Genomic DNA, 14551 nt, shown 5'->3' with positions numbered 1-14551 from the left:
GGCGCCGACACCCCCGTCGTCACCCTCGACGCCCGCCGCCGGGACAGCGCCAAGAGCGCCCTCATCACCCTCGTCGAACACGCCCTCCTCGCCCGACTGCGGTGATGGACGCGTCTGTGGCCCACGGACCGAACCCCCGTGGGCCACGGACGTGTTGAGGCCCCGCTACTCGGTGGGCTCCACGCCCGACCGGATCAGGCCGTAGGTGTACGCGTCCTCCAGGGCCAGCCAGGAGGCGGCGACCACGTTGTCGGCCACGCCGACGGTGGACCAGGTGGACGTGCCGTCGGTGGACTCGATCAGCACCCGGGTCTTCGAACCGGTGCCGTGCTGGCCCTCCAGGATGCGGACCTTGTAGTCCACCAGCTCCAGCTTGGCCAGCTGCGGGTGGATCCCCTCCAGCGCCGTGCGCAGGGCCTTGTCCAGCGCGTCGACCGGGCCGTTGCCCTCACCGGTGGCGATCCGGCGCTCGCCCTTGGCCCACAGCTTGACCGTCGCCTCGTTGCCCGTGAAGCCGTTCGGGCCCTGCTCGCTGATGGTCCGCCAGGACTCCAGCGTGTAGAAGCGGTCCCGGCTGCCGCGCACCTCGTCGCGGAGCAGCAGCTCGAAGGAGGCGTCGGCGGACTCGTAGGTGTAGCCGAGGTTCTCCTGCTCCTTGACCTTGGCGACCACCCGGCCGGCCAGGTCGCGGTCGGTGGAGAGGTCGTAGCCGAGCTCCTTGCCCTTCAGCTCGACGGAGGCCCGGCCGGCCATGTCGGAGACCAGCATCCGCATGGTGTTGCCGACCAGCTCGGGGTCGATGTGCTGGTACAGGTCCGGGTCCACCTTGATCGCGGAGGCGTGCAGGCCGGCCTTGTGCGCGAAGGCGGAGTAGCCGACGTACGGCTGGTGGGTCGAGGGGGTCAGGTTGACCAACTCGGCGATGGCGTGCGAGATCCGGGTCATCTCGGCGAGCCGGCCCGCGGGCAGCACCCGGCGGTCGTACTTGATCTCCAGCGCGGCGACCACCGGGAACAGGTTGGCGTTGCCGACCCGCTCGCCGTAGCCGTTCGCCGTGCACTGCACGTGGGTGGCGCCGACGTCCACCGCGGCCAGGGTGTTGGCGACGGCGCAGCCGGTGTCGTCCTGGGCGTGCATGCCGATCCGGGCGCCGGTCGCGGCGATCACGTCGGTGACGATGTCGCGCACGCCCGCCGGCAGCATCCCGCCGTTGGTGTCGCACAGCACGACCACGTCCGCCCCGGCGCGGTGCGCGGCTCGGACGACGTCGAGCGCGTAGTCGCGGTTGGCCCGGTAGCCGTCGAAGAAGTGCTCGCAGTCGATGAACACCCGCCGGCCCGCGGCCCGCAGGTACTCGACGCTGTCCCGGATCATCTCCAGGTTCTCGTCCAGGGTGGTGCGCAGCGCCAGCTCGACGTGGCGGTCGTGCGCCTTCGCGACGAGGGTGACGACCGGGGCGCCGGAGGTGACGAGCGCGGCCAGCTGCGGGTCGTCGGCGGCCCGGCCGCCCGCGCGGCGGGTGGCGCCGAAGGCGACCAGCTGCGCGTGCCGAAGGTCGAGTTCGGCGGCGGCGCGGGCGAAGAACTCGGTGTCGCGCGGGTTGGCCCCGGGCCAGCCGCCCTCGATGAACCCCACCCCGAAGTCGTCCAGGTGCCGGGCAATGGCCAGCTTGTCGGCCACCGTGAGGTTGATGCCCTCCCGCTGCGCGCCGTCGCGCAGGGTGGTGTCGAACACGTGGAAGCTGTCGTCGGTACGGCTGACCTCGGTCATGACCTCTGGTTCTCCGTTCGGGGAGGTTTCGTACTGCTCTGCCGGTTTGCTGTTCCGGCTCCACTGTCCAGCATCCCGCGCGCCGCCCCGGTGTCCCCGAGCCCTTCGTGGGGGCTCTCGGCCGGTCCGAGGGCTGTGCTCAGTGGGGCGTTGCCCAAAAAGCGAAAAGACCCCTCGCGGGTGCGAGAGGTCTGCGCGCGGGTCTGGACGCTGGTGGTCGCTCCGCATCGGGTCCTGCGGGAGCGGTCACTGCGGACCGGCGCGCCTGCTGCTAATAATCAGCGACAGCGAGGACACGCCGGCAGTCTGGCACACCCTCCGCGATCCGACCCGCTCGTCTCGCGATGCGGGATGTCCGCTAGACGGGGTCGGCGGTGCCGGGGGTGAAGCCGAACGGCTCCGGCAGACCGAGCGGGCTGCCGATCGGGACGGTCACGGCGCGGGCGCCCCGGTGTCGGGGCGCCCGGACGTACGCACGGCGCGATCAGACGATCTTGTGCAGCCAGCCGTGGGTGTCGGGGGCCTGGCCACCCTGGATGGCGAGCAGGGCCTTGCGCAGCTCCATGGTGATCGGACCGGGCTCGCCGGTGCCGACCGTCCAGTCACCGCCGCGGGACTTGACCGAGCCGACCGGGGTGATGACGGCGGCGGTGCCGCACGCGAAGACCTCGGTCAGGGTGCCGTCGGCGTTGCCCTGCTTCCACTCGTCGGTGGAGATCTTCCGTTCCTCGACGGCGTAGCCGAGGTCGGAGGCCAGGCGCAGCAGCGAGTCGCGGGTGATGCCCGGCAGCAGCGCGCCGGAGAGCTCGGGGGTGACGACCTTCGCGTCCTTGCCCTCGCCGAGGACGAAGTACAGGTTCATGCCGCCCATCTCCTCGATCCACCGGTGCTCGGCGGCGTCGAGCCACACCACCTGGTCGCAGCCCTTGGCGGCGGCCTCGGCCTGGGCGACCAGCGAGGCGGCGTAGTTGCCCGCGCACTTGGCGGCGCCGGTGCCGCCCGGCGCGGCCCGGACGTAGTCCTCGGAGAGCCAGACCGAGACCGGCTTGACGCCGCCGGGGAAGTAGGCGCCGGCCGGCGAGGCGATGATCATGAACAGGTAGGAGTTGGCCGGGCGGACGCCCAGGCCGACCTCGGTGGCGAACATGAACGGCCGCAGGTACAGGCTCTGCTCCGGCTCGTTCGGCACCCAGGCCTGCTCCTGCTGGACGAGCAGTTCGACGGCCTCGACGAAGGTCTCGACCGGCAGCTCCGGCATCGCGAGGCGGCGGGCCGAGGCCTGGAAGCGGGCGGCGTTGGCCTCCGGGCGGAAGGTGGAGATGGAGCCGTCGGCCTGGCGGTAGGCCTTCAGGCCCTCGAAGATCGCCTGGCCGTAGTGCAGGGTCATGTTCGCCGGGTCGATCTCCAGCGGCGCGTACGGCGTCAGCTGGGCGTCGTGCCAGCCCCGGCCCTCGGTCCAGCGGACGGTGACCATGTGGTCGGTGAAGACGCGACCGAAGCCGGGGTTGGTCAGCCGGGCCGCACGCTCCGCGTCGGACAGCGGGTGGGCGGAGGGCTTGAGGTCGAACGTGATGGGCGCCTGGGTGGGCGTGCTCATGACTGTGTCCTTCACCGTGGGGTTGGTTCGGGCCGCCACCGCCGAGTGAACGCGACGACGGACGGATGAACGCCCGAACGCACGCACAACAGCACGGCCCACTGTCGATACTCGCATCCAGAGGGCCGTGCCGAACAGTCGCCTGCCGCTTGGGGAGCTGCAAGCCGCGGTTATGCGGTCCGGCCCGTCGGCCGGAACCCTTTGTCACGGTTCCGGCCCTTTCCCGGCCGGAACTCCGCTCGTCGGATCCGGCCCCCTCAGCCGGATACTCGGGCGGCGAGCGCGTCGCCGACCTCGGAGGTGCTGCGGGTGCCGGAGCGCTCGGCCAGGTCCGCGGCGACCGCGGCCTCGACCCTGGCCGCCTCGGCGGCGAGGCCCAGGTGGTCCAGCAGCATGGCGACCGACAGCACGGTGGCCGTCGGGTCGGCCTTGCCCTGGCCCGCGATGTCCGGCGCGGAGCCGTGCACCGGCTCGAACATCGACGGGAACTCCCCGCCCGGGTTGATGTTGCCGCTCGCGGCCAGGCCGATCCCGCCGGTCACGGCGGCGGCCAGGTCGGTCAGGATGTCGCCGAACAGGTTGTCGGTGACGATGACGTCGAAGCGCTCCGGCTGGGTGACGAAGAAGATGGTCGCCGCGTCGACGTGCAGGTAGTCGGTGGTGACCTCGGGGAACTCCTTGCCGACCTCGGAGAAGATCCGCGTCCACAGGTGGCCGGCGTGCACCAGCACGTTGTTCTTGTGGACCAGGGTCAGCTTCCTGCGCGGCCGCGCCTGCGCCCGGCGGTAGGCGTCGCGCACCACCCGCTCGATGCCGTACGCGGTGTTCAGGCTGACCTCGGTGGCCACCTCGTGCTCGGTGCCGGTGCGCAGCGAGCCGCCGTTGCCGACGTACGGGCCCTCGGTGCCCTCGCGGACGACCACGAAGTCGATCTCCGGCTGACCGGCCAGCGGCGACCGCACGCCGGGGAACAGCCGGCCCGGCCGCAGGTTGATGTGGTGGTCGAAGGCGAACCGCAGCTTCAGCAGCAGCCCCCGCTCCAGCACGCCCGACGGCACGCTCGGATCCCCGATGGCGCCCAGCAGGATCGCGTCGTGGGCCTTCAGCTCCGCGAGCACCTCGTCCGGCAGCGTCTCCCCGGTCCGGTGGTAGCGCCGGGCCCCGAGGTCGTACTCGGTGGTCTCCAGCTTCACCTCGGCGGGAAGCGCGGCCCTGAGGACCTTGAGCCCTTCGGCCACGACTTCCTGGCCGATGCCGTCACCGGGGACAACTGCGAGACGAATCGTGCGAGACATGCTCGGACCCTACTCCGGTGTCCCAGGGGCTGACACCTGGCGTCCACTATTCGGACGAGTCAGGTCAGGTCGACCGTTCCGCTGGGCGCGGGCGCGGGACGCGTCGCGTGCGCCTTCCGCCCGCCCGGCCTCACCGAGGGCCTGACCGTCACGTCCGCCACCGCGGCGGCCCTGGCCCTGGCCGCCGTCTTCACCCGCCTCGCACGCCGCCGCGAGGCCCGTACGGCGGAGGGCTGAGCGCGCCGTGGCGTCTTCGCCGGCGTACCCGCCCGGCAACGCCGGAGGGGCGGCCCACCGGCACCGCTGGACCGCCCCTCAACTGCATTCACCTCAAGGGATGTTGGCCACCTCCGCCCGCTGGTCGTCCGGGTTGAAGTGGTGGAACAGCAGCACCTGGGACTTGTCACCCGCCGCCCGGTGGACGTCGAGGACGGTGCCGGGCCGCTCCGGCGCAACGATCGCCGCCGGGCCGGCCACGCCGGCCCGGACCGTGAGGGCCGGGTGGAGGGCGTCGATCGCGACCGTCGGCCGGACGCCCCGCAGGCCGATCACCGAGAAGGCGTCGGCCGGGTCCGGCTTGCCCTGGCCGGCCGGACCGGTCCACACGCCGTACCGCACGACGCCGTGCCCCTCCCGCACGCCCGGAAGGGCGCTCACCCGCACCGGCAGGACCAGCACCTCGCTGTCCAGCAGGGCGGTGTCGACGTCGCCCCAGCGGGCGTTGAGCGGCTGGACGTCCAGCTCGGCGCCGGTGCGGGCGTCGACCGCCCGGGCGACCAGCACGTCGCTGCCGCGCTGCCGGTCGGCCTTCACGATCACGTCGGTGACCCCGTCCCCGTCCGTGTCCAGCGAGACCCGGACCCCGTAGAGCCCGGCCGGCGTCGCGGCGGGTGCCCAGAGCCGGGCACCGAAGTAGAGCATCCCGGAGTCCGCGGCGGCGCCGACGGCCCGCAGGTTGGCCGCCCGGTCGCCGGGCTGTTCGACGCACACGCCGTCCGGCCGCAGAGGATCCCCGTTCGCGGTCTCGGGCACGATCCCGGCGCCGGGCCGCGGCGCGGCGCCGCCGCCGGACGGGCAGTCGGCCCAGCGGGCGCCCTCCCCGCCGAGGGCGAAGGCGCTGACGAGTCCGGGCCGGCCCCCGGGGGCGTCGCTGCCGCCGAGCACCAGCAGGGTGCCGTCCCGGGCGGTGCGCACCGGGACGGAGACGGCGAGCCCGGTGGCGGGCCGCGGGGCCGCGAACACCGGCACGCGGATCTCGGGCAGGGACGGGTCGGTGACGGGGCTGAGCAGCACCCGACCGGAGAGCTCGCCCCGGTAGGAGCGCGCCTTGCCGCCCTGGGCGGTGTCGATGGTCGGGTCGGGCGCGCGCCCCAGCTCCCCGGGGACGGTGAGCGTCACCTGCACGTGCGCGGTGCCGCCCGCCGAAACGTCGACCTGCTCCGGCGTCACCTCGAAGCGGGCGCCCGGCAGTTCGGTGGCGGCCGCGTACCCGGTGCGGTAACTCAGCGGCGCCGCCGAGTGGTTGCGCACCTCGATCTCGCGGCGCAGCGCCGTCGCACCGCCGACCGCGACCGGCCCGAAGGAGACGCCGACGGCGCCCTCGACCGCCCCTTCCCCGGCGGCGTAGGCGACGGCCGGGGTGCGGACGGCCCGGTCGACCGCGGCCCGTCCGGCACCGGTGCGTTCGGGGCCGTAGACCGGGCCGCTGCGGTCGTCGCCGAGGTGGGTGTCGACGGCGGTGTTCATGAGCGCCGCCTTGACCTCCCCGGCCGGCCAGTCCGGGTGGGCGGCGCGGACGAGGGCCGCGAGGCCGGCGACGTGCGGGGTGGCCATCGAGGTGCCGTCCTCGCGCCGGCCGCCGCTGCCGCTGCCGGCGAGCGCGGACCAGATGCTCTCGCCGGGGGCGGCGAGGTCGGGCTTGACGACACCGGGCAGGCCGATGCCGCGCGAGGTGAAGTCGGTGAGGGTGTCGGCCCGTTCGGGCTGGAGGCGGGAGACCGAGCCGTGCAGCCGGTTGCCGGGGGCGGCGAGCCGGACCTCGGCCCCGCCGGCCGCGGCGGCCTGCCGGAGCCGTTCGCCGTCGGCGCGGGCCAGCAGGGCGACGGGAATGCGGTCGTTGCCGGCGATCTCGGCGAGGTGGTCGGTGTCGGCGGCGTAGAGCGCGCCGATCGCGCCCGCGTCGGCGGCGTGGTCGGCGCGCGGGCCGGAGTTGCAGGCCCGCTCGGACTCGCGGGTGGCCCAGGTCAGCACCGCGACCTTGCCCGCGAGCCGCTGCCGGTCGGCCGCGCTGAACGCGGTGCAGCCGTCCGACTGGTCGGCGGGCAGGGCGAGTCGGCCGTGCACGTCGGCGGTGGACCAGCCCCGGTAGCGCTCGCTCCAGTGGACGGGGACGTTCCCGGCGAGGTCGGCCGGGGCGAGCACGGCGATGCCGTCGGTGTCGGCGTGCCCGTGCACGGACGCGGCGACGGCGATGGCCCGGGCGGCGGTGCCGGGGCTGCCGCCGATGCCGTAGACGTCCCCCTCGTTGCCGGCGGCGGCGACCACGACGGTGCCGAGCGCGGCGAGGTGGTCGACGGCCACCGCGTCGGCGTCGTCGGGGCTGCCGAAGCGGCTGCCGAGCGAGAGGTTGACGACGTCGAGGCGGTCGCCGAGGTCGCCGTCGCCGTTCGGGTCGGCGGCGAGGTCGAGGGCCTGGGCGAGCCGGTCGGTGGAGCCGTCGCAGCCGAAGACCCGGATGGCGTACAGCTGGGCGCCGGGGGCCGCACCGGGGCCGACCTTGAAGCCGGCCGGGTCGAGCCCGGCCCGGTAGGGCCCGGTGTAGGTGCGGCCGTCGGCGGTGACGCCGAAGCCGGCCGCGGTGCCGGCGACGTGGGTGCCGTGGCCGTTGCGGTCGCAGTCGATGGGGTTGTCGCTGGGGTGCGGCACCGGCTGGTGGTGCGGGGAGGACGGGTCCGGGTCGTAGTCGTCGCCGACCAGGTCCTTGCCGCCGATCACCTTGGCGTTGGGGAACAGTGCGGCCGGAGCGGGCTTTCCGCGCTCGACCGACCGGTAGGCGGCCTCGGTGCCCGGGCCGCCGAAGTCCGCGTGGGTGTAGTCGATGCCGCTGTCGATGATGCCGATCCGCACGCCCTTGCCGGTGTTGCCGTCCTTCCCGGTGGTGCCGCCTTCCCCGGTATCGCCGCCGGTGCCCGCCCACACCTGCGGGGCGCCGGTCAGCGGGATGGAGTACGCGTTGTCGCGCCGCTTGCGGACGATCGGGTGGACGGCCCGGACTCCGGGCAGCACCCGCAGTGCGGGCAGCCGGTCGGCGGGCGCGGTGACGGCGAGGCCGGTGAGCAGGGTGCGGGTGCGGTAGAGCTCGCGGGCTCCGGGGGCCGCGCGGTGCAAGGCCGCGGCGGCCCGGTCCAGCGCGTCGCCGGCCCTGGTCCGCGCGTCGGCGCCCGCCCGGGCGGCGTCCCGGCGGACGTCCTCCGGGGAGCGCCGGGCCCGCCGGGCACCGTCGGCGGCACGCCGCCAGGCGGGGCCGGCCGCCTCGGTGCCGAGTTCGAGCAGGACGGACGTCGCGCGGTCGGACCCGGGCGGGTCCGTCGGCGGACTGCCGCCCGCCGGGGCGGCGGCGAGCGCGGCCGTGCCGGCCAGCAGGGTCAGGGTGACACCGATCCGGGCGAGCGAACGGCGGACGGATGGCAGACGCACGTGGGCCCTCTCCCCCGGCAAGGGGGACGGATCCGCACACCGAGGAGGTCGCTGACGCCCGCCCGCGCGGGCGTCGATCACCCTTCCGGGGGTCCCAAATTAGGATGATCGCGCTGGTGAGTGCGAGCAACTTCCCTCGGACGGAGTCCAGTTGCACTCTCCCGGGTGACCGCCCGTCAGGCCTTTCGGCCTATTCGGCAGATGAACGTCCGGACGGCGGCGCCCCTCAGAAGTGGCCGGTCACGCCGCCGTTGTCGCGACGGTCCAGCGAGCGCTGCAGCGCGGCGGCGGCGAAGGGGCTCCGCTCGGCGGCCCGACGGCGGCGCGGGGCGCGGACGGGGGTCGCGGCGGGGGCGGGAGTGACGCGGCGGTCGACGGTGGTGGGCATACCGGACTCCTTGGAAGCGGCGCGCGAGGAGGCGCGGGGAAGAGACGGGGGAACCAAGGGGTGTCGCGCGATGCGCGCCCCAAAGGGTGGCGGCGGGCGACGGGAGGGCGCGCGGAGCAGGGATCGCCTGCCCGTGAAGGCGCACGCACACACGGGCCGCGCACCCTGGCTACAGGGGCGGCACACCGTATGGCCCTTCCACGGTACGACCCCGGAGCGGCCGTGTCTGCACGAATACTTGGATTTCCTAGTATCTGAGACGGGAGCCACCCGGAGGCACGCAACAGGGCCCGTACCGCCGTCCGAACGGCGGTACGGGCCCTGCCCGGAAGGAAACTCAGCCCAGGTCGACCGAGCGCGCGAAGCGCGCGCCGATCTCGGCGGCGATCGCCGCCAGCACGTCCTGCGGGATCTCGCTGTCCACGGTGATGGAGGCCAGCGCGCCGCCGCCGTCCCGCGCGACCTGCATGCCGGCGATGTTGATGCCGGCGTCGCCGAGGTGCTTGCCGAGGACGCCGACGACGCCCGGGCGGTCCTCGTACTTGAAGAAGGCCATGTGGTCGGTGAGCGCGACGTCCACGTCGAAGGCGTCCACGCCGACGATCTTCTGGGTCTGCTTCGGGCCGGCCAGCGTGCCGGAGATGGCGATCTCCTCGCCGTTCGCGAGCGTGCCGCGGACGGTGATCACGTTGCGGTGCTCGGGGCTCTCGCTGGAGGTGGTCAGGCGCACCTCGACACCGCGCTCCTGGGCGAACAGCGGGGCGTTGACGTAGGACACCGTCTCCGCCACGACGTCCTCGAACACGCCCTTCAGCGCCGACAGTTCGAGCACCTTGACGTCGTGCTGGGTGATCTCGCCGCGGACCTCGACGTCGAGCCGGACGGCGACCTCGCCGGCCAGCGCGGTGAAGATCCGGCCGAGCTTCTCGGCGAGCGGCAGGCCCGGGCGCACGTCCTCGGCGATCACGCCGCCCTGGACGTTGACGGCGTCCGGCACCAGCTCGCCGGCCAGCGCGAGGCGGACCGACCTGGCGACGGCGATGCCGGCCTTCTCCTGCGCCTCGTCGGTGGAGGCACCCAGGTGCGGGGTGGCGACCACGTTGTCGAAGGCGAACAGCGGGGAGTCGGTGCACGGCTCCTTGGCGTACACGTCGAGGCCGGCGCCGGCCACCCGGCCGTCGCGCAGGGCGCCGGCGAGCGCCTCCTCGTCGACGATGCCGCCGCGGGCGGCGTTGACGATGCGCACGCTCGGCTTGACCTTGTGCAGCGCCTCGTCGCCGATCAGGCCGATGGTCTCGGGGGTCTTGGGGAGGTGGACGGTGATGAAGTCCGAGACCTCCAGCAGCTCTTCGAGCGAGACCAGCTTGACGCCCATCTGCGCGGCGCGGGCGGCCTGGATGTACGGGTCGTACGCGACGATCTTCATGCCGAACGCGGACATCCGCTGGGCGACCAGGACGCCGATCCGGCCGAGACCGACGACGCCGAGGACCTTCTCGCTCAGCTCGACACCGGTGTACTTGTTGCGCTTCCACTCGCCGCCCTTGAGCGCGGCGTTGGCCGGCGCGATGTTGCGGGCGACGGAGATCAGCAGGCCGCAGGCGAGTTCGGCGGCGGTGACGATGTTGGAGGTCGGCGCGTTGACGACCATGACACCGGCCTTGGTGGCGGCGGCGACGTCCACGTTGTCGAGACCGACGCCGGCCCGGGCGACGACCTTCAGCTTGCGGGCGACGGCCAGCGCCTCGGCGTCGACCTTGGTGGCGGAGCGGATCAGGATCGCGTCGACGTCCGCGATCGCGGTGAGCAGCTCGGTGCGGTCGGCGCCGTTGCAGTGGCGGATCTCGAAGTCCGGACCGAGGGCGTCGACGGTGGCGGGCGACAGCTCTTCGGCGATCAGTACAACGCCCGTTTTCACAGTGTTGTTAGCAGTGCTCACGACAGTGTTGTCCTTAACTGTCCGGTTCCCCCGGCACGGCGGTGGCGTGGAAGGCGGGGGAAGGTGGCATGCCGCGTAGGTAGACGCACGACGCTGTGGGCCTGACGCGCACTCGGAAGTGTATCGACGGGCAGGGTACGAGGCTGCTCCCGTCCGGCGAAATCACCCGGACGGGAGCAGCCTACTTGTACAACCCAGCTACGGAATCAGGGTCCTGAAGGGTCAGGCCTTCTCGTCGACCCAGCTCATCAGCGAGCGCAGCTTCTTGCCGGTGGTCTCCAGCAGGTGGTCCTCGTCGGCCTTCTTGTACTCGTTGTACTTGGGCAGACCGGCCTTGTACTCGGCGATCCAGGTGTTGGCGAAGGTGCCGTCCTGGATCTCGGCGAGGACCTTCTTCATCTCGGCCTTGGTGGCGTCGGTGATGATGCGCGGACCGGTGACGTAGTCGCCCCACTCGGCAGTCTCGGAGACCGACCAGCGCATCTTCTCCAGGCCGCCCTCGTACATCAGGTCGACGATGAGCTTCAGCTCGTGCAGGCACTCGAAGTAGGCGATCTCCGGCTGGTAGCCGGCCTCGACCAGGGTCTCGAACCCGGCCTTCACCAGGGCGGCGGTGCCACCGCACAGGACGGCCTGCTCGCCGAACAGGTCGGTCTCGGTCTCCTCGGTGAAGGTGGTCTTGATGACGCCGGCCTTGGTGGCGCCCAGGCCCTTGGCGTAGGACAGCGCGAGGGCGAAGGCGTTGCCGGTGGCGTCCTGCTCGACCGCGACGATCGCGGGGACGCCGCGGCCCTCCTCGTACTGGCGGCGCACCAGGTGGCCCGGGCCCTTCGGGGCGACCATGCAGACGTCGACGTCCGCCGGGGGCTTGATGAAGCCGAAGCGGATGTTCAGGCCGTGGCCGAAGAACAGGGCGTCGCCGGACTTCAGGTGCGGGGCGATGTCCGCCTCGTAGACGTCGGCCTGGATCGGGTCCGGCACCAGGATCATGATGACGTCGGCCTCGGCCGCGGCCTCGGCGGGGGTGACCACGCGCAGGCCGGCCTCCTCGGCCTTGGCACGGGACGTGGACTCGGGCTTGAGGCCGACGCGGACGTCGGCGCCGGAGTCGCGCAGGGACAGCGCGTGGGCGTGGCCCTGGCTGCCGTAGCCGATGACCGCGACCTTGCGGCCCTGGATGATGGACAGGTCGGCGTCGTCTTCGTAGAACAGCTCGGCCACGGGGGCACATCTCCTTGCGTGATGGGTGCCGGGTACGCGGTGCCTACCGTATTCGCACCCGGCGGGGTGTGGGGTCTTTGTTCAGCGTTTGAGAAGCGCTGGGTCAAGCGCTGCGGTCGAGGGCGCGGAGCGAACGATCCGTGATCGAACGGGCGCCGCGCCCGATGGCGACCAGGCCGGACTGGACCAGTTCCTTGATGCCGTACGGCTCCAGCATCCGGAGCATGGCCTCCAGCTTGTCCGAACTGCCGGTGGCCTCGATGGTCACCGCGTCGGGCGACACGTCGACGGTCTTGGCACGGAACAGCTGGACGATCTCGACGATCTGCGACCGGGTCTCGTTGTCGGCGCGGACCTTCACCAGGACCAGTTCCCGCTGGATCGCAGCGGCCTGGTCGAGTTCGACGATCTTTATCACGTTCACGAGCTTGTTGAGCTGCTTGGTGACCTGTTCCAGCGGGAGGTCCTCGACGTTGACCACGATCGTCATCCGGGACACGTCCGGGTGCTCGGTCGGGCCGACGGCGAGGGAGTCGATGTTGAAGCCCCGACGGGAGAAGAGCGAGGCGATGCGGGCGAGCACGCCGGGCTTGTTCTCGACCAGGACGGAGAGGGTGTGCTTGGACATGTGGTTCCTCAGTCGTTCTGGATGGGGGCTTCAGTCGAGGTCGTCGCCGAAGTCGGGACGGACGCCCTTGGCGAACTGGATCTCGTCGTTGCTGGTGCCGGCCGCGACCATCGGCCAGACCATGGCGTCCTGGTGGACGATGAAGTCGATGACGACCGGGCGGTCGTCGATCGCCATCGCCTGCTCGATGACCGCGTCCAGGTCCTCGGGGCGCTCGCAGCGCAGGCCGACGCAGCCCATCGCCTCGGACAGCTTGACGAAGTCGGGGATCCGGGTGCCGCCCTGCTCCGGCGGCTCGACGCCGTCGTGGCCGGGGCCGGCGTGCAGCACGGTGTTGGAGTAGCGCTGGTTGTAGAACAGCGTCTGCCACTGCCGGACCATGCCCAGCGAGCCGTTGTTGATGATCGCGACCTTGATCGGGATGCCGTTCAGGGCACAGGTGACCAGCTCCTGGTTGGTCATCTGGAAGCAGCCGTCGCCGTCGATCGCCCAGACCACGGCCTCCGGGCGGCCCGCCTTGGCGCCCATCGCGGCCGGGACCGCGTAGCCCATGGTGCCCGCGCCGCCCGAGTTGAGCCAGGTGCCCGGCTTCTCGAAGCGGATGAACTGCGAGCTCCACATCTGGTGCTGGCCGACGCCCGCGGCGTAGATGGCCTCCGGGCCGACGAGCCGGCCGATCCGCTCGATGACCTGCTGCGGCGAGAGCTGCCCGGCCGGGGCGGGCTCGTAGCCCAGCGGGTAGGTCTTCTTCCACTCGTCGAGCTTCTGCCACCACTCGGTGTAGTCACCCTTGTGGCCGGCGTCGAACTCGGCCTGGACGGCGACGATCAGGTCGGCCAGCACCTCGCGGGCGTCGCCGACGATCGGCACGTCGGCCGGGCGGTTCTTGCCGATCTCGGCCGGGTCGATGTCCGCGTGGACGATCTTGGCGTAGGGGGCGAAGCCGTCCAGCTTGCCGGTGACGCGGTCGTCGAAGCGGGCGCCGAGGGTGAACAGCAGGTCCGCCTTCTGCAGCGCGGTGACGGCCGGGACGGAGCCGTGCATGCCGGGCATGCCCAGGTGCTGCGGGTGGCTGTCGGGGAAGGCGCCGAGCGCCATCAGGGTGGTGACGACCGGGGCGCCGGTCAGCTCGGCCAGGATCCGCAGCTCGGCGGTGGCCTGCGCCTTGATCACGCCGCCGCCGACGTACAGCACCGGGCGCTTGGCGCTCACCAGCATCTTCGCGGCCTCGCGGATCTGCTTGGCGTGCGGCTTGGTGACCGGGCGGTAGCCGGGCAGCGAGGCCTCGACCGGCCAGCGGAAGGTGGTGGTGGCTTGGAGCGCGTCCTTGGCGATGTCGACCAGGACCGGGCCGGGGCGGCCGGTGGCGGCGATGTGGAACGCCTCGGCGATCACCCGAGGGATCTCGGCGGGATCGGTGACCAGGTAGTTGTGCTTGGTGATCGGCATCGTGATGCCGCAGATGTCCGCCTCCTGGAAGGCGTCGGTGCCGATCGCCTTGGAGGCGACCTGGCCGGTGATCGCGACGACCGGCACGGAGTCCATGTAGGCGTCGGCGATCGGGGTGACCAGGTTGGTCGCGCCCGGCCCCGAGGTGGCCATGCAGACCCCGACCTTGCCGGTGGCCTGGGCGTATCCGGTGGCGGCGTGACCGGCGCCCTGCTCGTGGCGGACCAGGATGTGGCGCACCTTGACCGAGTCCATCAGCGGGTCGTACGCGGGAAGGATGGCCCCGCCCGGGATGCCGAAGACGGTGTCCGCGCCCACGGCTTCGAGCGAGCGGATGAGCGACTGGGCGCCGGTCATGGTCTCGACGACGTGCTGGGGAGCGGGAGCGTGGGAGGCCGGGTTGTCCCCGCGGCGGGGGGATGCGGCGTGCTCGGTCATCTGCCTGTCTCTTCTCGGGTTTTGCCGGCCCGGTGGTGCGGGCCCCGGGTGCTTCGAGGGTGGGGTCCCGTTTCGGGCCGATCGCCGGCTCTGCCTCAATCGTCCCGCTTTTCCCCGTTTCGGTGGGGTT

Annotated in this window: 9 protein-coding genes and 1 pseudogene; 1 reads left to right on the top strand and 9 read right to left on the bottom strand. The window is 72.5% G+C overall.

All coding sequences use genetic code 11. From position 1 onward, the window contains the following. Nucleotides 1-105: pseudogene (locus ACWCXH_RS33600) on the top strand (ATP-binding protein); the annotation flags it as partial. A gap of 60 nt (nt 106-165) precedes the next feature. Here the strand turns inward: ACWCXH_RS33600 and cimA are convergent. From cimA to ACWCXH_RS33555, 9 genes are all read right to left on the bottom strand, one after another. Continuing rightward, complete coding sequence (cimA, locus tag ACWCXH_RS33595) at nt 166-1770, bottom strand: citramalate synthase (protein WP_449805291.1); 1605 nt, start codon at nt 1768-1770, stop codon at nt 166-168. Nucleotides 1771-2254: 484 nt separating this feature from the next. Beyond that, nucleotides 2255-3367 carry a branched-chain amino acid aminotransferase gene (locus ACWCXH_RS33590; protein WP_449805290.1) on the bottom strand — a complete coding sequence of 371 codons (1113 nt, stop codon included), beginning with the start codon at nt 3365-3367 and terminating at the stop codon, nt 2255-2257. 257 nt (nt 3368-3624) lie between these two features. Further along, nucleotides 3625-4662 carry a 3-isopropylmalate dehydrogenase gene (locus ACWCXH_RS33585; RefSeq protein WP_449805289.1) on the bottom strand — a complete coding sequence of 346 codons (1038 nt, stop codon included), beginning with the start codon at nt 4660-4662 and terminating at the stop codon, nt 3625-3627. 330 nt (nt 4663-4992) lie between these two features. Continuing rightward, nucleotides 4993-8358: a S8 family serine peptidase gene (locus tag ACWCXH_RS33580; RefSeq protein WP_449805288.1), complete on the bottom strand. Its 3366-nt coding sequence runs from the start codon at nt 8356-8358 to the stop codon at nt 4993-4995. Nucleotides 8359-8584: 226 nt separating this feature from the next. Then, a complete protein-coding gene (locus ACWCXH_RS33575; RefSeq protein ID WP_449805287.1) occupies nt 8585-8746 on the bottom strand; it encodes a hypothetical protein in 162 nt (53 codons plus the stop codon). 337 nt (nt 8747-9083) lie between these two features. Continuing rightward, a complete protein-coding gene (gene serA / locus ACWCXH_RS33570) occupies nt 9084-10664 on the bottom strand; it encodes a phosphoglycerate dehydrogenase (protein ID WP_449805293.1) in 1581 nt (526 codons plus the stop codon). 243 nt (nt 10665-10907) lie between these two features. Next, nucleotides 10908-11906 (bottom strand): ketol-acid reductoisomerase, encoded by a 999-nt coding sequence (gene ilvC, locus ACWCXH_RS33565; protein WP_449805286.1) that lies wholly within the window; start codon nt 11904-11906, stop codon nt 10908-10910. 103 nt (nt 11907-12009) lie between these two features. Beyond that, nucleotides 12010-12534, bottom strand: a complete 525-nt coding sequence (gene ilvN, locus ACWCXH_RS33560) for an acetolactate synthase small subunit (protein ID WP_238951331.1) — start codon at nt 12532-12534, stop codon at nt 12010-12012. A 30-nt stretch (nt 12535-12564) separates the two neighbouring features. After that, nucleotides 12565-14421, bottom strand: a complete 1857-nt coding sequence (locus tag ACWCXH_RS33555) for an acetolactate synthase large subunit (RefSeq protein WP_449805285.1) — start codon at nt 14419-14421, stop codon at nt 12565-12567. Nucleotides 14422-14551: the final 130 nt, after the last annotated feature.

This window comes from Kitasatospora sp. NPDC001660, assembly GCF_053596725.1.
This window is presented reverse-complemented; position numbering and strand designations above follow the sequence as displayed.

What these genes read in the sequence shown, in the direction of transcription:
- cimA (WP_449805291.1), bottom strand. Translation starts at nt 1,770, where the DNA reads ATGACCGAGGTCAGCCGTACCGACGACAGCTTCCACGTGTTCGACACC.
- ACWCXH_RS33590 (WP_449805290.1), bottom strand. Translation starts at nt 3,367, where the DNA reads ATGAGCACGCCCACCCAGGCGCCCATCACGTTCGACCTCAAGCCCTCC.
- ACWCXH_RS33585 (WP_449805289.1), bottom strand. Translation starts at nt 4,662, where the DNA reads ATGTCTCGCACGATTCGTCTCGCAGTTGTCCCCGGTGACGGCATCGGC.
- ACWCXH_RS33575 (WP_449805287.1), bottom strand. Translation starts at nt 8,746, where the DNA reads ATGCCCACCACCGTCGACCGCCGCGTCACTCCCGCCCCCGCCGCGACC.
- ilvN (WP_238951331.1), bottom strand. Translation starts at nt 12,534, where the DNA reads ATGTCCAAGCACACCCTCTCCGTCCTGGTCGAGAACAAGCCCGGCGTG.
- ACWCXH_RS33555 (WP_449805285.1), bottom strand. Translation starts at nt 14,421, where the DNA reads ATGACCGAGCACGCCGCATCCCCCCGCCGCGGGGACAACCCGGCCTCC.